The sequence below is a fragment of the Gemmiger formicilis genome (genome assembly GCF_016900095.1).
Classification (GTDB): domain Bacteria; phylum Bacillota; class Clostridia; order Oscillospirales; family Ruminococcaceae; genus Gemmiger; species Gemmiger formicilis_A.
Map to the genome: position 1 here is coordinate 103,090 of NZ_JACJJP010000004.1, position 20,421 is coordinate 123,510.

At 61.6% G+C, this 20,421-nt stretch carries 14 protein-coding genes; 5 read left to right on the top strand and 9 right to left on the bottom strand.

The annotated features are described in order from the left end of the window. Positions 1-21: 21 nt before the first annotated feature. The 7 genes from H6B15_RS03275 to H6B15_RS03305 form a co-directional block, all read right to left on the bottom strand. Entirely contained in the window at positions 22-522 is a 501-nt protein-coding gene (locus H6B15_RS03275) for a GtrA family protein (RefSeq protein ID WP_204646077.1), read from the bottom strand. Next, positions 519-2,951, bottom strand: a complete 2,433-nt coding sequence (locus H6B15_RS03280) for a glycoside hydrolase family 3 C-terminal domain-containing protein (protein WP_204646079.1) — start codon at positions 2,949-2,951, stop codon at positions 519-521. The genes H6B15_RS03275 and H6B15_RS03280 overlap by 4 nt, the downstream gene beginning before the upstream one ends. 69 nt (positions 2,952-3,020) lie before the next feature. Continuing rightward, on the bottom strand, positions 3,021-5,903 hold the full coding sequence (locus H6B15_RS03285; RefSeq protein WP_204646081.1) for a glycoside hydrolase family 3 N-terminal domain-containing protein: 2,883 nt from the start codon (positions 5,901-5,903) through the stop codon (positions 3,021-3,023). 257 nt (positions 5,904-6,160) lie between these two features. Beyond that, positions 6,161-7,444 (bottom strand): sensor histidine kinase, encoded by a 1,284-nt coding sequence (locus tag H6B15_RS03290; RefSeq protein WP_204646083.1) that lies wholly within the window; start codon positions 7,442-7,444, stop codon positions 6,161-6,163. Beyond that, positions 7,441-8,151: a LytR/AlgR family response regulator transcription factor gene (locus H6B15_RS03295; protein WP_204646086.1), complete on the bottom strand. Its 711-nt coding sequence runs from the start codon at positions 8,149-8,151 to the stop codon at positions 7,441-7,443. The genes H6B15_RS03290 and H6B15_RS03295 overlap by 4 nt, the downstream gene beginning before the upstream one ends. A 142-nt stretch (positions 8,152-8,293) precedes the next feature. Then, the gene (locus H6B15_RS03300) at positions 8,294-9,739 is read right to left on the bottom strand and encodes an exopolysaccharide biosynthesis polyprenyl glycosylphosphotransferase (RefSeq protein WP_204646090.1); all 1,446 of its coding nucleotides are present in this window, start codon (positions 9,737-9,739) and stop codon (positions 8,294-8,296) included. A gap of 155 nt (positions 9,740-9,894) precedes the next feature. Then, complete coding sequence (locus H6B15_RS03305) at positions 9,895-10,533, bottom strand: phosphoribosyltransferase (RefSeq protein ID WP_204646092.1); 639 nt, start codon at positions 10,531-10,533, stop codon at positions 9,895-9,897. Between the two features lie 234 nt (positions 10,534-10,767). Between H6B15_RS03305 and H6B15_RS03310 the strand changes: the two genes are divergently transcribed. Then, the gene (locus tag H6B15_RS03310; RefSeq protein WP_204646094.1) at positions 10,768-11,673 is read left to right on the top strand and encodes a DnaD domain protein; all 906 of its coding nucleotides are present in this window, start codon (positions 10,768-10,770) and stop codon (positions 11,671-11,673) included. A gap of 3 nt (positions 11,674-11,676) precedes the next feature. After that, the gene (locus H6B15_RS03315; protein WP_204646097.1) at positions 11,677-12,645 is read left to right on the top strand and encodes an ATP-binding protein; all 969 of its coding nucleotides are present in this window, start codon (positions 11,677-11,679) and stop codon (positions 12,643-12,645) included. A gap of 66 nt (positions 12,646-12,711) precedes the next feature. Here the strand turns inward: H6B15_RS03315 and H6B15_RS03320 are convergent, their stop codons facing one another. Both H6B15_RS03320 and prfB read right to left on the bottom strand, forming a co-directional pair. Continuing rightward, positions 12,712-15,156, bottom strand: coding sequence for an HAD-IC family P-type ATPase (locus H6B15_RS03320; RefSeq protein ID WP_243424249.1), 2,445 nt, complete (start codon positions 15,154-15,156; stop codon positions 12,712-12,714). 132 nt (positions 15,157-15,288) lie between these two features. Next, complete coding sequence (prfB, locus tag H6B15_RS03325) at positions 15,289-16,410, bottom strand: peptide chain release factor 2 (RefSeq protein WP_204646098.1); 1,122 nt, start codon at positions 16,408-16,410, stop codon at positions 15,289-15,291. A gap of 182 nt (positions 16,411-16,592) precedes the next feature. Here prfB and H6B15_RS03330 point away from each other — a divergent pair, with 182 nt between their 5' ends. The 3 genes from H6B15_RS03330 (at position 16,593) to H6B15_RS03340 (ending at position 20,343) form a co-directional block, all read left to right on the top strand. Beyond that, the gene (locus H6B15_RS03330; RefSeq protein WP_243424250.1) at positions 16,593-17,606 is read left to right on the top strand and encodes an RING finger protein; all 1,014 of its coding nucleotides are present in this window, start codon (positions 16,593-16,595) and stop codon (positions 17,604-17,606) included. Between the two features lie 59 nt (positions 17,607-17,665). Next, positions 17,666-18,592 carry a nucleotidyltransferase family protein gene (locus H6B15_RS03335; RefSeq protein ID WP_204646100.1) on the top strand — a complete coding sequence of 309 codons (927 nt, stop codon included), beginning with the start codon at positions 17,666-17,668 and terminating at the stop codon, positions 18,590-18,592. Between the two features lie 143 nt (positions 18,593-18,735). Then, positions 18,736-20,343: a UDP-glucose--hexose-1-phosphate uridylyltransferase gene (locus tag H6B15_RS03340; RefSeq protein WP_345941919.1), complete on the top strand. Its 1,608-nt coding sequence runs from the start codon at positions 18,736-18,738 to the stop codon at positions 20,341-20,343. Positions 20,344-20,421 lie beyond the last annotated feature (78 nt).

Here is a 20,421-nt window from a genome sequence, read left to right on the forward strand (position 1 = left end):
CGCGGGACACCCTCCCTGTTTTTATTGTTTGGGCATGATCCAGAATTTCATGGTCGGGTAGCTGAGTACCACCTGCACCACGATGTTCAGCACATTGGCCAGGGTGGGCGCCAGGGCGGCTGGCAGGCCCAGCCAGACAAAGAAACTCTGGCTATAGGCGGGCAGCGCACTGGACACGATGACCAGCACCACCGCCAGCACCACGTACCGCGGCACCGCACGGCTGAACGCCGCGTTGGATTTGAACACCCAGTTTTTCTGTACAAAGAAGTTCACCGTCTGGGCGGCGGCGGTGGCCACAAGAAAGCTCAGAAAGCCGCACAGTCCCAGATCGCTTTCCACATTGGTGTAGCGGAAGATCAAAAATGAGAAGGGTTGATTCCGGAACGCTGTGAACACGAATCCGGTACACACCCACATGACCACAAAATTGACCACAGTGGCACAGTTGGACAGCAGGTTGAAGAGGATGAACTCCCACACGGTGGGATGCGCCTTGATCCAGGCCTTGACTGCGTTCATGGTGTTTCCTCCTTTGCCGGCGCATTCAGGCGCTGTTCCAGCGCCCTGTTGCGAAGGCCGTTGAGCACAAACTCCGCCACAAGCCGCACCAGCCCGATGATCCAGAAGCCTTTCAGTTCCATGACCAGAGCGTCAATCATCCCCATGCTGACCATGCCGTTGGTCATTTTGGCCACGGCACGCAGAGGCATGTTGTAATTGAACAGCAGGTTCAGGTCGGGGGTTCCGGCTTGCAGGCTGCGGCGCAGCAAGGCCGTATGCACCCGGTTGATCAGCCAGGCCAGCGGACTGCGGCTGTGGCCGATCTCCCCCAGAGTCATATTGCGGTCAATCACCGTCTTTTCCTGGGGGATGGGGTGTCCCAACAAGCGCTCGAATTCCCGGTTGGTCACATGGACGATGTCCCCAGTCTCGTAATGTGGCAGGGCCAGCCCCGTATAGGGCAGGGGGTCGCCGCTGCCCGGCAGGGTGACCGCCGCACGGAACCGGATATCCGCCGCCGATGTACCGGCACAGATCTGGTAGTCGCCCCCTTCCACCGCCCAGCGGTCGGTTTCCACGTTCCAGTAGCGGAACGCACGCCGGTCCAGCGGGATGGTCAGGGTAGCGCTCTCCCCCGCTTTCAGGAACACCTTGCGGAAGGCCTTGAGCTGACGCCGGGGTCCGAACACCTTGGCATCCGGCTTTCCCAGATAAATCTGCACCAGTTCGGCGCCGTCAAAGCTGCCGGTGTTTTCCACCGTCAGGGTCACTTTTGTGGAATCGGCCCGGAAATCCCGCCAGGCGAAGGTGGTATAGCTCAGACCATACCCGAAGGGAAACGCCACCGGGACCCCCACCGTCTGATAATAGCGGTAGCCCACATACACGCTCTCCCGGTAGGGCACGATCCGCCCCGGCCCCGCAAACGTTCCGGCGGCAGGGGTATCCTGGTACCGCAGGGGCCAGGTTTCGGCCAGATGTCCGCCGGGGCACGCCTTGCCGGTGAGCAGGTCCAGCACCGCACCGGCACCGGCCTGCCCGCCCAGCGCCGCATACAGCAGCGCCTTGCAGTGCGGCAGCCAGGGTGTTTCCACCGGGGCCCCCGCGCTGAGCACCACCACCGTGTTGGGGTTGACTTCGGCCACGGCAGACAGCAGGTCCACCTGGTTGGGAGCCAGGCACATGTCCGTCCGGTCCATGCCCTCGCTTTCCCGCAGCTCGTCCAGCCCCAGGAAAAGCAGCACCACATCCGCCGTTTGGGCCAGGGCCACCGCCTCGGCCTGCCTGGCCGGGTCGGGGTTGCCGTTGCGGGCAAAGCCCGGGGCATAGCCCACGGCGCAGATGCCGCTTTCTTCCAGCAGGCCGGTGACGGTATCCACCCGGCTGGCGTTGACGGCGCTGGACCCGGCCCCTTGGTACCGGGGCACGGCGGCAAAATCGCCGATGACCGCCACCGTGGCGGCAGGGTCCAGGGGCAGGATGCCTTCGTTTTTCAGCAGCACCATGCCTTCGGCCGCGGCACGGCGGGCCAGGCGATGGTGGGCTTCCGGGTCGGCGGAAGGCTTGTTCTGCCGGATGCGTCGGGCATCCTCAACGAGGGTGAGCAGCTCCCCTACCCGGGCGTCGATGTCCTGCTCGGTGATCTTGCCGGTTCGCACAGCTTCCATCAGTTCCCGCACGGCGTCCCCGCCGGGGGCGGGCATTTCCAGGGTGGAACCGTTTTTTACCCCCAGGGCATGGTCGTTGGACCCGCCCCAGTCGGAGACCACCGTCCCGGTAAAGCCCCACTCTCCCCGCAGGATGTCCTGCAGCAGATGGGTGTTTTCGTTGGCGTAGGTCCCGTTGATGAGGTTGTAGGAGGTCATGAGGGAGCGGGGTTTGCCTTCCTCCACGGCAATCTCAAACCCGGTGAGGTAGATTTCCCGCAGGGTACGCTCATCCAGGGTGGAATCCGACACCATGCGGCGGGTCTCCTGGTTGTTGACCGCAAAATGCTTGGGACAGGCGGCGGCACCGCCTTTCTGGATCCCCCGGATCATGCCGGCGGCCAGTTTACCCGCCAGGATGGGGTCTTCGGAATAATATTCAAAGTTGCGCCCGCACAACGGGCTGCGCTTGATGTTGAGGCCTGGGGCCAGCAGCACGTCCACGTCCTGGGCGGCGGCCTCCTGCCCCATGGCCCGGCCCACTTCCTCCAGCAGGTCGGGGTCCCAGCTGCCGGCCAGGGTGACCGCCGTGGGAAAGCAGGTGGACGGCGCACTGGGATTGATGCCCAGATGGTCGCTGGCACCTTCCTGTTTGCGCACCCCGCTGGGGCCGTCGGACAGCCAGAGAGACGGGATGCCGTGTCCGGGCAGAGCCCAGGTGCAGAAGGTGTCGGCACCGGAGAGCAGGGCACATTTTTGTTCGAGGGTGAGGGTGGAAATTTTCTTGTCAGTCACCGTCATCTTCTCCTTTTGCAAATACCGCAGCCATCCCCGCGTGAGCAGGGACGGCTGCGGTGCCTTTACATCACGTTACTGCTCTTTCTGGGGCGCAGTTGCCTGTTTGCGTTTTTTGTACTGTTTGCGGATCACCGTCAGATCCAGGGCAGCCAGAACCAGAACCGCCACGACATCGATGGCAATGGCAGTGACCTTCCAGCCTTCCATGCCGGCATTGGCCGCATCTTCGGCATAGGCACTGCTGTTGACCACGGTGTACAGAATGTTCTTGCTGGTCTTGCGCAGGGTGGCCACGTTGGAAGCCGCCGTCAGATCCTTCATGTGGTTGTAGTCGGAATCGTAGGTGGTGAGCAGAGCGTCCACACCGTTGTGGAAGGCCAGGTCGGCGTTCATGTAGCCGCGTCCGTTGGGGGTGAAGTTGTCGGTCAGGACAAACCCGCGGAAGCCCCATTCGTCCCGCAGCACGGTTTCCAGCAGTTCGCTGCAGGTGCCGGCCCAGCGGTTGCCGATATCACACCAGGCACACATGACCGCGTTGGCGCCGCCTTCCTTGACGGCATACTCAAAGGGCTTGAAGTAGATTTCGCGCATGGCCTGCTCGTTGGACCAGATGGAGACCATCATGGCGTTGGAGTCGTACATGGCAAAGTGCTTGATGTAGGCATACACGCCGCGGCTCTTGGCACCGGCCACCGCGTTGGCTGCAATCTTACCGGCCAGGACGCCGTCCTCGGAGTAATACTCGAAGTTGCGGCCGCCAAAGGGGGTGCGATGGGTGTTCATGGCCGGTGCATACCAGCCGTTGACGTTCATCTCGTTGGCCATCTTGCCGATGTTTTCGCCAAACTGATAGGCCAGCTCCTGGTTCCAGGTGCAGGCGATCATGACAGCCACCGGGAAACCGATGGAGCCGGTGCCGGTGAAGTTGTTGTTGATGGAAGCGGGGCCGTCGCAATCCACGGTGGCCACCTTGCCGATGGAGGGCACTTCCGCTGTCTGGAAGCCTTCCAGACCGCACAGGTTGCTCATCTCTTCCACGGTCATCTCGTCCAGCAGGTCCTCCCACATGGGATCGTCGTAATCCTTGCCGCGCATATCGGCCAGTTTCAGGCCATTGTCCGCGCCGGTGGTGGGCATCTCCACGCTGTCATCGATGTACATGTTGAAGTCAAAGACTTCGTTGGTATAGAATCCTTCCACGTATTCCGGCGCCATATCCAGCGATGCGGGCGCCGCCGTGGCCTGGGCGTAGTTGGCAAAGCCATCTTTGCGGGACAGGTAGGTCACGTCCCCCGCGGCAAAATCAAACTGGTTGGTGGCCACGATGTTGTCGGTGGAACGGGGCTGGGTATCATAGACCACATCGCTGTCCACGGTATAGGTGCGGGAGTCGATGACATTGTGGGAATCCTTGTTGATGGAGATAATGTAGTCACCGGCTTCCAGCACATAGCTGCGGTGCACATTCATATCGTAGGAGGCCAGATCGTCCACCGGGAAGGAGATGGCAACCTCCTCGGATTCGCCGGGCTGCAGCAGGGCGGTCTTTTCGAAGGTGATCAGGTTGGCGGCGGATTTTTCGATGCCGCCGTTGGTGTAAGGCGGGTTGGAGTATACTTCCACCACGTCCTTGCCGGCCGCAGAACCGGTGTTGGTAACCGTGACGGTGAAGCTGATGTTGCCATCCGCCACTGTCATGTCACTCATCTTCTGGTCAAAGGTGGTGTAGCTCAGGCCGTAGCCGAAGGGATACTGCACGACCTTGTCATAGTCCAGGAAGCCTTCCGCGGCGGCAGTCTCATACCACTTGTAGCCCACGTAGATGCCTTCCACGTAGTTGGTGAACTTGGGCGCCGCCACCACCTCGCTGCCGTCGGTGCGGTAGGAAGTGACCGCCATATCGCTGATGTTCTCGTAAGGCAGCTGGTTGGAGTTGTTCCACCAGGGAGTGTTGGTCAGGTCATACACAAAGGTATCCGAGGTACGGCCGGAAGGGTTGATCTCGCCGTTAAGGATCTTGCCCAGCGAATTGAAGCCCACGTTGCCGGTGCCGGGGCACCACAGCACGCTCTTGATCTGGGGATACTCATCCACAAAGCCCAGCTCAAAGGAATGGGCGCTGTTGTATACCAGCAGAACGTTATCAAAGTTGCTGCACACCAGATCCACCATGTTGCGCTCGGTCTGGGACAGTTCCAGGTAATGGCGGCCTTCGGGGAAATCGTCGTACTCGGTGCTGTTGCTGTCATAGGCCACGGTGCTCAGGTCTTTGGGCATATCGTTATAGCCTTCGCCGCCGATACGGGCAATGACGATGACGGCCACATCGGAGAAGTTCTTGGCGTTGTTCATCATCTCGTCGGTGTACATGTCCGCGGTGGGTTCCGGCAGGGTCCAGGCCTGCTTGGATTCGGACATCTTGAGCCGGCTGGAGGTGTAGGACGCGTAGAAGTCATGCAGTTCGGTGTTCAGGGTGAAGCCGGCATTCTGCAGGCCTTCCTCCAGGCTGACAATGGGCCACAGGTCGTTGATGGACCCGGAACCGGCGCCACCATACACCGGATTGATGGAGGCCCAGCCGAACAGGTTCAGGTTTTTCTGCTGGGTCAGAGGCAGCATGCCGTCGTTTTTCAACAGAACCATGCCTTCCCCGGCGATCTCCTCCGCCACTTCGGAGGCAGCGTCGGCGCTTTCCTGGCTGACGGTGCCGTTGCCGGTAGCCAGACCGATCAGGGTGGACATGGGGCCGAAAGCAATCAGGTTGACCACCACGCCGGCTGCCAGGATACCGGCCAGGATGGACTGGCTGCGAACCAGATATTTCTTGTGTTTTTCCAGCTTGCGGCAAGCAATGACAATGGCCACGACAAGCACAAGAATACAGGCCAGCGCAATGAGATAAGGCTTGCAGAGATCCAGAACGCCTATAACGTCGTTAATGTTGATTTCCAGCATTTTGGTGTATTCCTCCTTTTCGTTTCCAGTTCAAGCGGTACCGCTGCCGAACTTTCCATGGCCTTATTGTACACGATTCCCTTCCGGCATGTTCTTCTTTTGCATAATCTGGCGATTTTGTGGCATATTCTGTGCAATCTCCGGTTTTGGTTTTCCTTTTTCTTGTCATAATTTCTAAAGGCAATCGGTCTGGTCTTGTGCAGAATGCTTAACCACCGCAAAACAGGCCCGCCGCGTTCCCGCTGCGGCGGACCTGCTTATTTTTGTGTTTCCGGCAGCAATACCCGCAGGGTAAACCAGTTGTTTTCCCAGTGGACAGTGACAGTGCCGCCGTATTTCTGGGCCGTGGCCCGGATACTCTTGATGCCGTACCCTCCGTGGCCGCCCGGCCGGGGTGTGCCGTCGGCAGAAAGTTCCGGCGCCGTTTCACAGTAGTTCTCAAACCGCAGCATGACAAACCCGTTCTGGGCGTACACCGCCGTTCGGATCAGACGCTTTTCGGTGTCCGGGATGGCCTCCACGCTCTCGGTGGCGTTGTCCAGGGCAGTGCCCACGATGGTACAGATATCCGCCGTGGGCATAAAGTCCAAAAGATGGCCGTCCGCCACGCAGGTCAGGTTGATCTCATGCTGCTGGCAGTACAGGCTTTTGGCGGTGAGAAGGGTATCCAGCACCGGGTTGCCGGTCTTGTTCTGGGCCTCGTACATGCGGATGCCGCTCTCCATCTCGTCCAGGGCGGCCGCCTGCTTGCCGGGGTCCCGTTCCGCCCGGATGGCCGCTATCTGCACCTTCAGGTCATGGTAACGGCGGTTGAGCAGGTGGATGTTTTCCTTGCTCTGGCGGTACTGCTCATACTGGCGATGCAGCACGTTGTCCATGGCGGACAGTTCTTCATGCAGGCGGGCCTCCCGCAGCTGTTCCTGCTGGATGGAGAGAATCAGCACCCCCGCAAAATCTACCAGAGTGCGGATATAAAACACGCTCATGGTGTTGCTGCCCGCCTGGGCAAAGCTCAGGTTGCTCACCGCAAAGGCGGTCAGTGCCATGACCACCGCGCTGGCCAGTGACCGCCAGGATGCCCCGATGGCCCCCACATGGCGCCCCATACGGCGCACATCGAACCAGAACACAAACCCGTACACCACCGCATACACCGCCACCATCAGCAGCAGGGAAAGCGGGTGTCCGCCGGGAAGGTCGGGCCACAAAAGACAGTGCAGCTGCCATTCCAGGCTGGCAGCAAATTCCGCCAGGATAAAGGCCCGGGCACAGCAGTATCCGGCATCCTGCGCCGAAAGTTCGCACCCCAGCAGCAAAAACAGGTACATGGCCGCCACCGCCGCCATCATGCAGGGAATCCACCACACAAGGGGCACATGGCCGGTGAGCTGCAAAAAGGCGCCCATGCCCACCAGCCAGCCGGCGCCGAGCAGAACAGTGCCCACCCGCCCGAACCGCGGGCGCAAAGCCAGCAGATACAGCAGGCAGGCCAGCCACTCGGCCAAAGCGGTATACAGCCGCGGAATATCCGGCAGTGTCATCGGACGCCTCCCCCGATATAGTCTGTAAGTGCTTCCATGAAGGCCTTCTTCTTGGGGCGGCTGATCTGCAGTTCGTAAGGCCCTACCTGCACCGTGTTCTGCTGCACCCCCAGCACCTGGGCCAGATTGACCAGGTAGCCGCTGTTGCAGCGGGCAAAGGGTTTGCCGGCCAGCTTTTCCTCAAAGCTCTTGAGGGTGCCCGGGGCGGTGAGTTCCCCGTCCTCCCCATACAGGCGCACCTTGTGGCCGTCGCTTTCCAGATAGTAGAGGGTGGCCACATTTACCCGCCGCAGACCGCCTTCCACCGGCACGGTGAGAAAGGTCTTCTGCCTGGCCTGCAGCCTGGCCACCGCCTTTTGCAGCTGCTGGGAAAAGGCAAAGTAGGGCACCGGCTTGAGCACATAGTCCAGGGCATCCACCGCATACCCGCGGATGGCAAACTGGGCCATGTTGGTGATGAAGATGAGCAGCACATCCTTATCCATCTGACGGATCCGCTCGGCGGCCGCCATGCCGTCCATGCGGCGCATCTGCACATCCAGCAGGATGATATCGTACACCGCGCGGTAGTCCGAAACGATCTCGTCCCCGTCCTCAAACAGGCTCAGTTCAAACATCCGCCCGAACTGGCGCTCATACCGGCGGATATAATCGGCCAGCTGGGCCTGCACCTGCCGGTCATCTTCCACAATGGCAATCCGGATCATGGCTGTGTCTCCCCCTTTCCCCACCGAAAACGTGTTTGCCTTCATTATGCCGGAGCCCGCCCTTCCTGTAAACGGCCGGACTGTCCTTTTCCGGCCGCCGGGCAGCAAAAAATCCCCCGCCCTTCGGCGGAGGAAGCCGTTTTTATTCTGCGCCGGTGCGCTTGAACACAACGCCCACCGTCTTGATCAGGATACGCACATCCAGCCCCAGGGACCAGTTATCGATATAGGCCACGTCCAGCTTGACCACATCTTCAAAGTCCTGGATGTTGCTGCGTCCGCTGACCTGCCACAATCCGGTCAGGCCCGGTTTCATGGAAAGGCGGCGCTTGTGGTGGGAGTCGTACCGGTCATACTCATCCAGCGTGGGCGGCCGGGTTCCCACCAGGCTCATATCCCCCTTCAGAATGTTCCAGAACTGGGGCAGCTCGTCGATGGAGGTGCGGCGGATGAACTTGCCCACCCTGGTGATGCGGGGGTCGTCGTCCATCTTGAACATCAGGCCCTGCATCTTGTTCTGTTTCATCAGTTCCTGCTTGCGCTGCTCCGCATCCACATACATGCTGCGCAGCTTATAAATACGGAAAATACGCCCGTTGAGCCCCACCCGTTTCTGGCAGAAAAAGAGGGGGCCGGGGCTTTCCAGTTTGAGAGGAATGGCGGTGACGGCGATGATCGGCACCGAGATGACCAGCCCTACCAGCGCCCCTGCAATGTCCATCAGCCGCTTGAGGACCATGGCTCCGAAATCATGTTCGGTAGCCATGATGGTGACAAAGGGCACCCCACCGGCGGTTTCCACGGTGGTTTGCAGCTTGGGGAACCACTGTTCCTCTTTGCGGGCAGCGGCGGTGTAGGGTTCCAGAACCGTCACGTTGAGATGCACGCACAGGCCCATGCTCTCCATCTCACTGAGAAGCGGCCGCAGGGAGTCGCCGCTTTGGTAGGGTACATTCACATACACTTCGTCCAGGGGTTCGCGGCGAATCCATTCCAGGGCGTCTTCGTACACTGCCGCCACCGGCACGCCGTCCACCTGTGCGCCGGGCTTGGCGGCATCCAGCAGCACCAGCCCCTGCAGCTTTTTGGTCCAGTCATGCTTGAGGTCATGAATCAGGGCGGGGGCCCGGTCGGAGGTGGTAATGATGCCCACCAGGGTGGCCAGAGAACCCTTGTAGAAATATTGGTTCAGGTAGGTTTTCAGGCCCATATGAGAAAGGTACAGGCAGACGGCGTTGGCGGTCAGCAGCCCCACATACAGGTAGCGGGATTCCAGCAAAGTGGCCTTGGTCAGCAGCAGACAGACCGCCAGCGCTGCCCCCAGCAGCACGGTGTTGCGCGCACAGTGGAGCAATTCGGCCTTCCAGCCGCGCCGGGTCAGCCTGGCTGCGCCGTTGAACCCGGCATACACCACCACAAAGGCCAGCAGCAGAATCAGGATAAACTGCCCCCAGTCCTGCCGGGTATAGTCCAGCAGCACATGCAGCCCTTTATCGGTGACCGCCCATGCAATCACGACACTGACCAGCAGGCTGAGCGCATCCGCCGCAAAATTCAGCGCATATTGGATTTTGTCCTTTTTAGCCACAGGTTTTCCCCCTGGTGTTTTTATTTCTTCCTAAGCCCGCAAACAAGCGGAAACACACTGTATTCCAGCATACCACAAAACCCCTGCCGGTGCAACGGCAGGGGTTTTGCGAAAAGAGAAAAGGACATCGGGGCAAAATGCCCCACTCATGGGTTTTACAGGCTGGAATAGCCGTAGCTGTTGACCAGCGCGTCGATCTTGACCCCCTGTTTGCACCACGGGCAGTTGCGGGAATCGTAGCTTTCGTAATCGCCCAGGGTAGAGGGATCGAAAATGGAGGTGACGGGATAGCCCGCACATTCGGTGACGGTGGCAAAGATGGAGGTGATGCCCGCCACCAGGCCGCCGTAATAGTCCACCGCTTCCACAGCTGCCTGGGCCGTGTAGCCGGTGGTGACCGAAGCCGCCAGAATCAGCACATGCTTGTTGGTGATCATGGGGGCGGTATTCTCCCGGAAAAGCAGCTGGCTGCCGCTGGTGTGTTCGGGGCTGACCACGTAAATGGTCTGGTGGGCGTTCATGTTCACATAGCCGCCGCGGGTGAGCTCGGAAGCCAGGCAGGCGCCGATGACTTCGGTGCCGTCCAGGCAGAGGACCGTATCCACAATGGTGGTGGCGGTGTAATGGCGCACCAGTTCCTGGGCCACCGCGCGGGCCTCGGACAGACGGGTCTTCTGCATGGTGACGTCAATGTAATAGTTGATGTGGCTGTGGCTGGTGGCAAAATGTCCTTTTGCCACGCGCAGCAGAAGATCCTTCTTTTTGGTGGGCAGCTTGACCAGGCTGATGGCCATGGAAATCACTCCTTTTTCCACTTTTTGTCTGCACCGCGGGGTGCGGGAGTTATTACTTTTATTGTAAGTTTTTTTCGCTGTGTACGCAAGCGGCGGGCCCCGGAAATACCCGCCAAGATTTCGTCTTTGTTTTTGTCGGTTTTGCTATGGGGTGCCGGTCCTTGCTTTACACCCCGCCCGAGCGATGGTATAATATGGGGAATCAAAACAAGGAACATACGGAGGAAAACAGGCATGGGATATCGGCTGGCGGCGCACAATGGGGATACGGTGGCAGTGCCCCGTCTGGTGTGGCAGCACCTGCCCCGGGCGGACGGAGACTCGGTGCGGGTGGCGCTGTACCTGATCGGCGGTGGTGCCCCCGACCCGCGTACCATCGCCCATGACCTGGGGCTGAAAAGCATCGAGGCCGCCAAGCGCGCGCTGCAATACTGGGCCGGCGCCGGGCTGCTGGAGAACGACCAGGGCGGTCTGCCCCAGCCCGAGACGCCCAAGGCCCCGCACATCGACCTGACCACCCTGAACGACCCCTATGTGGCGGTGCTGTGCCAGGAGGCCCAGGTTGCTCTGGGACGGGCACTGAGCCGCAGCGAGATGCAGCGGCTGGTGGGGTTATACCTGCAGGACGGCTGGCTGCCCGACGTGATCCTGACCTGCTGCGCCGAAGTGGCCCGGCAAGGCCGGTGCACGGTGGCGGCGGTGAGCCGGGAACTGACCCGCTGGCGGGAAGCCGGGGTGGAAACCGGCGCCGATGCCGAGCGTTTTCTGAAGCAGGAGGCGGTGCGGGCTGCCCGCTGGAGCGAGGTGGCCTTGCAGTTCGGCACCGAGGCGGCCCGCCTGACCCGGTGGGAGCGCAACGCCATCACCCGCTGGTATGAGGAATGGGGCTTTGGCGGCGAGATGATTGCCGAGGCCCTGCTTCACGCCGAAGCCCACCGCACCGTGCGGTATGTGGACGGTATTCTGCGGTCCTGGCGTGCCCAGGGCCTGACCACGTTGCAGGCGGTGCGGGGCAAGGGGCAGCTGGCAGGCGCCAACATTCTGGCCACCAGCCAGAAACCCGCCGCCCCCGCCCCGGGCAAGAAGGACCTGTTCCACGCCAACTGGAACGCCATGTTTGAGGACGAAAAGGAGGACTAAGCCATGCGCACCAAGGACGAACTGTTCCGCGAAGCCCAGCGCCATATTGCGGGGCGCCGCCAGCAGGCCGTGACCCGGGCCGAGCGCATGCGGGCCGCCGCCTTTGCGGCCCATCCTGAACTGGCCGCCGCCGAGGAAGCCCGTGTCCAGGCCGGTCTGGCCCTGACCCTGGCCGCCGCCCGGGGCGCCGACACCGCCGGGGCCGCCCAGAAGCTGGAAGCCGCAGGCCAGGCCCTGGAAGAAGCCCTGCGCAAGGCGGGGCGCTCCCCCGCTGACCTGGAGCCCCGGTTTACCTGTCCTTTATGCCACGACACCGGCCTGTACAAAGGGGCCCCCTGCCGCTGCGTGGCCCAGGTAGCCCGCACCCTGCGGCGGGAGGAGATCAACGCCGCCAGCCCCCTGGCCCTGTGCGGGTTCGATACCTTTGATGTGAACCGCTACCCTGCCGAGGTGGAACCCGAGCTGGGCGGCCCGCCCCGGGAATACATGGCCAAGGTGTTGCAGTTCTGCCGCCGTTGGGCGGAGAATTTCGGCCCCCAGAGCCCCAACCTGCTGTTCATGGGTGGGGCCGGGCTGGGCAAGACCCATCTAGCCCTGGCTGTGGCCGACGCCGTGCTGGAAAAAGGGTTTGATGTGCTGTACACCAGCAGTGCCGCCCTGGCTGCCCAGCTGAGCCGGGAACATTTTGACCGGGACAGTGAGGACAGCTGGCTGGAAGCCTGCAAGGAAGCCGACCTGCTGATTCTGGACGACCTGGGCACCGAGCACATCACCGCCCTGACCATCAGCGTCCTGTACGAGCTGGTCAACACCCGCATGCTCTGCCACCGGCCCACCGTGTACACCACCAACATCACCGACCAGGGCATTTTTGAGGCCCGCTACACCGAGAAGGTATCCAGCCGGATGCTGGGCAACTGCCGGTTGTTCAAATTCTTCGGCGAAGACCAGCGTCTGAAACAGGGTCGGTGATGTTTTTGCCATACAATAAATATCCCCCGCCGTCCGGCCATGCCGGGCAGCGGGGGTCTTTTTGTTTCAGGCAGCGCGGTGCCGCCGCCACAGGGTGTGGAGTGCCTCCACAGTTTTGGTCAGCAGCCGCAGCACATAAGGTATGACAGCCCAGAAGATGAGCAGCACCAGGCATTCCTGCCGGCCGGGGACCACCAGGTCCAGCGCCCGGCCGAACAGCGCCACACCGGCCACCGCCAGCACCAGCATACCCACCCAAAGGGCCGTGTGGGTGGGTGTGAAGGGGCGGCAGACCCGCCACAGAACCGCAAGTCCCACCCCCAGCATGACCAGGGTGGTCAGGGTGGACAGCATCTCATAGGGCATATCAAAGGCCGCTGCCACGCCTTCCAGGGCCAGCACCAGCACCAGGTCGGTCAGGCCGCCGGGCAGGGCCGCCCGCAGCACGTTGGGCAGGAATCGCCCGCGCACCAGTTCATGGTTGGGTTCCAGAGCCAGCACAAAGGAGGGAATGCCGATGGTCACCGCCGCAATCAGGGTGAGCTGGATGGGCTGCAGCGGATAGGGCAGGGTGATGAACAGCGCCGCCAGGGTGAAGGTGAAGGAAAACAGATTCTTCACCAGGTAGAGGGCCGCCGAACGCTGGATGTTGTTGATGACCCGCCGGCCTTCGGCCACAACGGCGGGCAGGCCGGAAAAGTCCGAGTCCAGCAGCACCAGCTGGGCCACCTGGCTGGCCGCCTGTGCGCCGGAAGCCATGGCAATGCCGCAGTCTGCATCCTTGAGGGCCAGCACATCATTGACGCCGTCCCCGGTCATGGCCACCGTGTGTCCCGCCGCCTGCATGGCCCGCACCAGCTGCCGTTTCTGGTCCGGGGTCACCCGGCCGAACACGGTACACCGCTCGGCAGCTTCGGCCAGGGCCTCCGGGGTGTGCAGGGTGGTGGCATCCACAAAGTTTTCGGCGCCCGCCACCCCCGCCTGCCGGGCCACCCGGCTGACGGTGAGGGGGTTATCTCCCGAAATGACCTTGATGGCCACCCCCTGGTCCTCAAAATACCGGAAGGTGCGGGGGGCTTGTGCCCGCACCCGGTTGGTCAGGGGCAGAAGGGCCAGGAACCGCAGTTTTTGCGGGTCCAGCCCGGTCTTGGGGTCGGGGCGGCCGTCGTAGGCGGCCAGAAGCAGCAACCGGCAGCCCCGTTCCAGGTAAGATTCCATCTCCAGGCGCAGTTCCCGGGCCCTGGGCCCCGCCACCACATCCGGGGCCCCCACCACAAAGGAACCGTGCTCCCGGAAGGTGGCGGCGCTCCATTTCCAGGCGGAACTGAAGGGCACCGTGGCGGTGCGCTGCCAGCGCTCTCCCCCCTCCCCCACAAACCGGCGGCAGAGGGCCCGGGCGGTGTCGTTGTCCGGTTCGGCATCGGCATACAGGCTGCGCAGCACCGTCTCCACCCCGGCCATGGTCCAGCTTTCGTCCAGCAGCTGGGGTTCGCCCGCCTCCATGCGGTTTTCGGTGATGGTGCCGGTCTTGTCCACACACAGCACATCCACCCGGGCCAGGGTTTCGATGCAGTTCATGTCCTGGGCCAGCACCTTGCGCCGGGCCAGCCGGATCATGCTGACGGCCAGCGCCACGCTGGTGAGCAGGTACAGCCCTTCGGGGATCATGCCCACCAGGGACGCCACGGTGGCTTCCACCGCGTCCCGCAAGGTCATGTCCAGGGCCGCAAACTGGTTGAAGAACATCAGGATGCCCAGCGGCACCAGCGCAATGCCGATGAACCGGATCAGCTTGTCCAGGGAGCGCATCATTTCTCCCTTAGGCACCGTGTGCCCGGCGCGGGCTTCCTCCGCCAGGCGGTTGGCGTAGCTGTCCGCCCCCACATGGGTCAGCTGGGCCCGGCACCGGCCGGAAATCAGGAAGGAACCCGACCGCAGCACATCCCCGGGGCCTTTTTCCACCGCGTCGGCCTCGCCGGTGATCAGGGCTTCGTTGGCCTGGGCCGTGCCGGTGCGCACCACCGCGTCGGCACAAATCTGTTCTCCTGCCGTGAACTCCACAATGTCGTCCCGCACCAGTTCTTCCGAGGGAAGCAGGCAGATGGTTCCATCCCGCACGCAGCGGACCTTGTGTGCCGCCAGCAGGGTCAGCTGATCGATGGTATGCTTGGCCCGCAGCTGCTGCACAATGCCGATGACCGCATTGCACACCACCACGCCCAGAAAGCCGGCGTTCAGGTAGGACCCCACCGCAAACAGGCATGCGGCCAGCACCACAAACACCAGATTGAAAAAGGTAAAGAGGTTGTCCCGCAGGATCTGGCCTTCGGTCTTGCTGGTTCCCCGGGGGGCCTGGTTGGTCAGTCCGGCCTTGGTCCGGGCTTCGGCCTGGGCGGCGGTCAGCCCTTTTTCCGGCCTGGAATTCACCACCGGCAGCGCGGGTTGTGCGGGTTCGGGCCGGGCCGTATCGGCCGGGCGGCGGACATGCGGCAGGGTGGGACGATGCAACAAAATCAGCCTCCTTTGCGGATGGGAAAGTTATCCAGCATTATAAAGAGGTTTTTGTGAACAAATAAAGGGTTGACGGCAAAAAACCGGCAAAACAAAAATGCTCCCGGGGTCCGGGAGCATGAAAATGCCAGTTTACACTTCCTGCAGCTCGCCGCGGGAAGAGGCTTTCAGGTAGGCGTAGATGAACCCGTCCAGGTCGCCGTCCATGACAGCCTGCACGTTGCCGCTCTCATAGTTGGTGCGATGGTCCTTGACCAGGGTGTAGGGCATAAAGACGTAGCTGCGGATCTGGTGACCCCAGGCGATCTCGTTCTGCACGCCCTTGATGTCGTCGATCTTGTCCTTGTGCTGCTGCAGGGCGATCTGGTACAGCTTGGCCTTCATCATTTCCATGGCGTACTCACGGTTCTGCAGCTGGCTGCGCTGGGTCTGGCAGGAAGTAACGATGCCGGTGGGCTTGTGGATCAGGCGGACGGCGGAAGAGGTCTTGTTGATGTGCTGGCCGCCGGCGCCGGAGGAACGGAACACCTGCATTTCGATGTCGTTGGGGTTGATCTCGATCTGGATGTCGTCGTTCAGCTCAGGCATGACTTCCAGGCTGGCAAAGCTGGTCTGGCGGCGGGCGTTGGCGTCGAAGGGACTGATGCGCACCAGGCGGTGAACGCCGTTTTCGCTCTTGAGCATACCGTAGGCGTTGGCGCCCTTGACCATCATGGACGCGCTCTTGATGCCGGCTTCGTCACCGTCCAGCACGTCCAGCACCTCCACCGAGTAGCCGTGGGCTTCGGCCCAGCGGGTGTACATGCGGTAGAGCATCTCGGCCCAGTCCTGGGCTTCGGTTCCGCCGGTGCCGGCGTGGAAGGTCAGGATGGCGTTGTTGTGGTCGTATTCGCCGTTGAGCATGGTCATCAGCTGCAGCTCGTCGATGGCCTTGGCCACCCCTTCCACCGCCTCTTCCCCTTCGGCGGTCAGGGCGGGATCGTTTTCTTCCTCGATCATCTCCAGCAGGGTGCCCGCCTCCTCATACTGGGTGGACAGCTTGCGGAACCGCTCCAGCTTGTTTTTCAGTTCGCCCATCTCGGAATAAACCTTCTGGCTGCGGGCCTGGTCGTCAAAAAAGCCGGGCATGGTCATCTGGTGTTCCAGCTCCGCCAGGCGTTTTTCGCTGGCTTCGATGGACAGCGCATCCCGCAGATCGTTGACGGCGGTCTGGTAGCCGCCGAGTTTGGATTTCAGTTCGTCAATGGTGATCATATATCAATACCCCTAAGTTTATGATAGTTATACAGGATAAGTATAAACCATAACCCAACACTTGTAAAGAGTCGCTGCGGCGCATTGTTCACGGAAAATTCTTTGCTTTCGCCGTTGGCATGGTGTATAATGATTTCTGATAATAGCCGCTTTGGCGCGGCTTATGAATCACGGAGGCTACCATGAGCAATTATACAGGCAGCACATGTCCTGTGTGCCATAAACCTTTCACCCCCACCGACGATGTGGTCGTCTGCCCGGACTGCGGCACCCCATACCACCGCGTCTGCTGGCCCCGGGACGGTGTGTGCGTCAACGCCGCCCGTCACGGCACCAGCTTTGAATGGAAGCCGGACGGCGAGGCCGACGACGGCCAGCCCGCCTGCCCCAACTGCGGGGCCCACAACCCGGCGGGGGCTCACTTCTGCAACCACTGCGGCGTTCCCCTGCCGGATCATCCCCAGAATGCCGGGCAGCAGCCCGGTGCCCAGGGCGGTGCCAACGCGGCCCAGCGCCCCATCTATGAAAACCCCAACTACGATGGCCCCAATCCACGCCGGGACAACGCCGCCCCCCACATTGACGCCTACACCGCCGGGCCGGACGGACTGTACCGCCGGGAGGTGGGACCGGATGATCCCATCGACGGCATCAAGGCCCGGGATTGGGCCACCTTCGTGGGGCCGTCCAGCCTGTATTATCTGATGCAGTTTTTCCGGATGGAACAGACCCACCACAAGGTCAGCCTGTCCTTCTCGGCCTTTCTCTTCGGCCCCATCTACTTCTTCTACCGCAAAATGTGGAAGCTGGGGGCGCTGTTCGCCGCCCTGGACCTGCTGGTCACCGTCCCCACCTACCTGTCCCTGCTGGTGCTCTCCCATGCGCCCATCGTCAGCGGCATGAGCACCGAATGGCTGATCCCCGCCATGAACGTCTGCGCCGTAGTCAGCTGGGTGGTCATGCTGGTGCGGGCCCTGTTTGCCGGGTACTGGTACAAGAAAGCCTGCACCGACCGCATCCATTCCATCTATGACCGTATTCCCGAAGGGCAGGACCGGCAGGATATGCTGGCCCTGCGGGGCGGCGTGTCTGTACCCGCGGTGGTGATCTATCTGGTGGCCTGCCTGGCCCTGACCTGGGTAATGGTGGCGCTGGGTGTGACCCCTGCGGCGGCCATCTCCATGTTCGGAATGTAAAATTGTAATACGGCCGGGCATCCTCAGGGAGTCCGGCGGCAAATACAGGAGGAATTTTTATGAAAACCACCCTGGTTATTATGGCAGCCGGCATCGGCTCCCGGTACGGCGGCGGCATCAAGCAGCTGGCGGCCGTGGGCCCCAACGGCGAAATCATCATGGATTATTCCATCCATGACGCCATCGAAGCCGGTTTCGACAAGATTGTGTTCATCATCCGCCGGGATATTGAGGAAGCCTTCCGGGAAGCCATCGGCGACCGGATTCAGGGCATCTGCGCCGGGCTGGGCGTGGAGCTGGGCTACGCCTTCCAGGAGCTGGACGCTCTGCCCGCCGGTGTGACCCTGCCCGAGGGCCGCACCAAGCCCTGGGGTACCGGCCAGGCCGTGCTGGCCTGCAAAGACCAGCTGGACACCCCCTTTGCGGTCATCAACGCCGACGACTACTACGGCAAACAGGCCTTTGTGCTGCTGCATGACTTTTTGCAGAACTACACCCCCGATAAGCCGGGTGATCTGGCCATGGCGGGCTTTGTGCTGAAGAACACCCTGAGCGACAACGGCGCCGTGACCCGCGGCATCTGCCGCATGAATGACGCCGGATATCTGACCGGCGTGGACGAGACTTCCGGCATTGAAAAGACTGCCGACGGCGCCCAGGCAGGCGGCAAGGTCATCGACGCCGACAGCCTGGTTTCCATGAACATGTGGGCCTTGACCCCCGAGTTCGTGACCATGCTGGAGCAGGGCTTTGTGGACTTCTTCGGCGGCATTGCCGGCAACGAGATGAAGGCCGAATATCTGCTGCCCATCTTCATCGACAGCCTGCTCAAGCAGGGCAAGGTGGACGTGAAGGTTCTGCCCACCCATGACCGCTGGTTCGGCGTGACCTACCAGGAGGACAAGCCCGTGGTGGTGGAGTCCTTTGCCAAACTGATCGAGGCTGGCGTGTACCAGAAAGATCTGTTCAGCGATCTGCGCAAGTAAAAAACAGGAATTTCTTTCCGCCCCGGCTCGTTCTGCGCCGGGGCGCTTTGGTACGCAGGAACGAAAATCACAAAACAATGACATTACTGGGCATGGAAAGAGAGGGCAAAATGCGGTATCGTAAAAACAGGAGGGATATCAGTATGAGCAAGCCGAACAATGAACCCGTTATCGTCGAAAAGCCCGTGGCCGAAATGACCGCCGCCGAGCTGGATTCCGCCCTGGCCCTGGATGTGGAGCGCCTGCTGCGTTTCGGGCGCAAGCACAAGATGATCAAGGATCTGGACATGCTGGTGGCGCGCAACACCCTGCTGGATCTGCTGGGGCTGAGTGCGCCCAGCGAGGAGAAAGTGCCGAAGGAAAACTTCGACACCCCCACCGAGATCCTGGAACACATGCTGGACCTGGCCGCCGCCAAGCAGCTGTTTGACAACGACGTGCCCCAGTACCGCATCAACTTTGAGACCCGCCTGATGGGCGCCATGATGCCCCGGGAAAGCGAGATCCTGCGCAAGTTCCGCAAGCTGTACGCCAAGAAGGGTCCCGAAGCCGCCACCGACTGGTTCTATGATCTGTGCGTGGTGTCCAACTACATCCGCACCGCCCAGATTGCCAAGAACATCCAGTGGAACACCAAGACCCCTTACGGCGAGCTGGAAATCACCATCAACCTGACCAAGCCGGAAAAAGACCCCAAGGTCATTGCCATGGAGCGCCTGCAGCCGGCCGCCAGCTATCCCAAGTGCATGCTGTGCAAGGAAAATATCGGCTACGCCGGACGCATCAACTTCCCCGCCCGGCAGACCCACCGCATTGTGCCAGTGCATCTGGCCGGTGAGGACTTCTACCTGCAGTACAGCCCCTACGCCTACTTCCATGAGCACTGCATCATCCTGCATGACGAGCACAAGCCCATGGAGATGGACCGCCGCACCCTGGCCCAGATCTTTGATTTCGTGAGCCAGTTCCCCCACTACACCTGCGGTTCCAACGCCGACCTGCCCATTGTGGGCGGCAGCATCCTGAGCCACTCCCACTTCCAGGGCGGCCGGTATGTCTTCCCCATGCAGAAGGCCGGCATCGCCACGCCTCTGCGGGACGAGCGGTACCCCGGCGTGCGCGCCGGGATCCTGAACTGGCCGGTGTCCACCGTGCGGCTCATCGGCCGCAGCTCCCAGGAAGTGCAGACCGTGGCCAACAACATCCTGAGCGCCTGGCGGGAATACAGCGACGCCAGTGTGGACATTCTGTCCCATACCGGCGACACCCCGCACAACACCGTCACCCCCATCCTGCACTATGACGACCAGGACGGCTACATTCTGGACCTGGCGCTGCGCAACAACCGCACCACTGAGGAATATCCCGACGGCATCTTCCATCCCCACAAGGAATACCACAACATCAAGAAGGAAAACATCGGCCTGATCGAGGTCATGGGTCTGGCCATCCTGCCCGCCCGCCTGAAGGACCAGAGCGCCCAGATTGCCGACATCCTGTGTGGGCTGGCCCACAACACCAGCCGGGAGGAAGGCAGCCCCCTGGCCGTGCACGCCGACTGGATCGACGCCCTGATTGCCAAATACGGCACCAGTATGACCCCGGTGGCCGCCAACGCCGCCGTGCGGGACGAGATCGGCGTGGTGTTCAGCCATGTGCTGGAAAACGCCGGTGTGTTCAAGCAGGATGAGGCCGGTCAGGCCGCCTTCCTGCGGTTTGTGGAGAGCGTGGGCTTCAAAACCGTCGAATAAACGGGCAAAATTCTCTTGACTTTTCGGCACGGATTTGATAAAATAAATTGCTGTGCCGAGAGGCACATATCCTTGCTC

Coding starts and splice junctions, on each gene's coding strand:
- H6B15_RS03330 (WP_243424250.1), top strand. CDS start 16,593: ATGAGCAATTATACAGGCAGCACATGTCCTGTGTGCCATAAACCTTTC.
- H6B15_RS03305 (WP_204646092.1), bottom strand. CDS start 10,533: ATGGCCATCAGCCTGGTCAAGCTGCCCACCAAAAAGAAGGATCTTCTG.
- H6B15_RS03275 (WP_204646077.1), bottom strand. CDS start 522: ATGAACGCAGTCAAGGCCTGGATCAAGGCGCATCCCACCGTGTGGGAG.
- H6B15_RS03285 (WP_204646081.1), bottom strand. CDS start 5,903: ATGCTGGAAATCAACATTAACGACGTTATAGGCGTTCTGGATCTCTGC.
- H6B15_RS03315 (WP_204646097.1), top strand. CDS start 11,677: ATGCGCACCAAGGACGAACTGTTCCGCGAAGCCCAGCGCCATATTGCG.
- H6B15_RS03335 (WP_204646100.1), top strand. CDS start 17,666: ATGAAAACCACCCTGGTTATTATGGCAGCCGGCATCGGCTCCCGGTAC.
- H6B15_RS03280 (WP_204646079.1), bottom strand. CDS start 2,951: ATGACGGTGACTGACAAGAAAATTTCCACCCTCACCCTCGAACAAAAA.
- H6B15_RS03295 (WP_204646086.1), bottom strand. CDS start 8,151: ATGATCCGGATTGCCATTGTGGAAGATGACCGGCAGGTGCAGGCCCAG.
- H6B15_RS03340 (WP_345941919.1), top strand. CDS start 18,736: ATGAGCAAGCCGAACAATGAACCCGTTATCGTCGAAAAGCCCGTGGCC.
- H6B15_RS03290 (WP_204646083.1), bottom strand. CDS start 7,444: ATGACACTGCCGGATATTCCGCGGCTGTATACCGCTTTGGCCGAGTGG.
- prfB (WP_204646098.1), bottom strand. CDS start 16,410: ATGATCACCATTGACGAACTGAAATCCAAACTCGGCGGCTACCAGACC.
- H6B15_RS03310 (WP_204646094.1), top strand. CDS start 10,768: ATGGGATATCGGCTGGCGGCGCACAATGGGGATACGGTGGCAGTGCCC.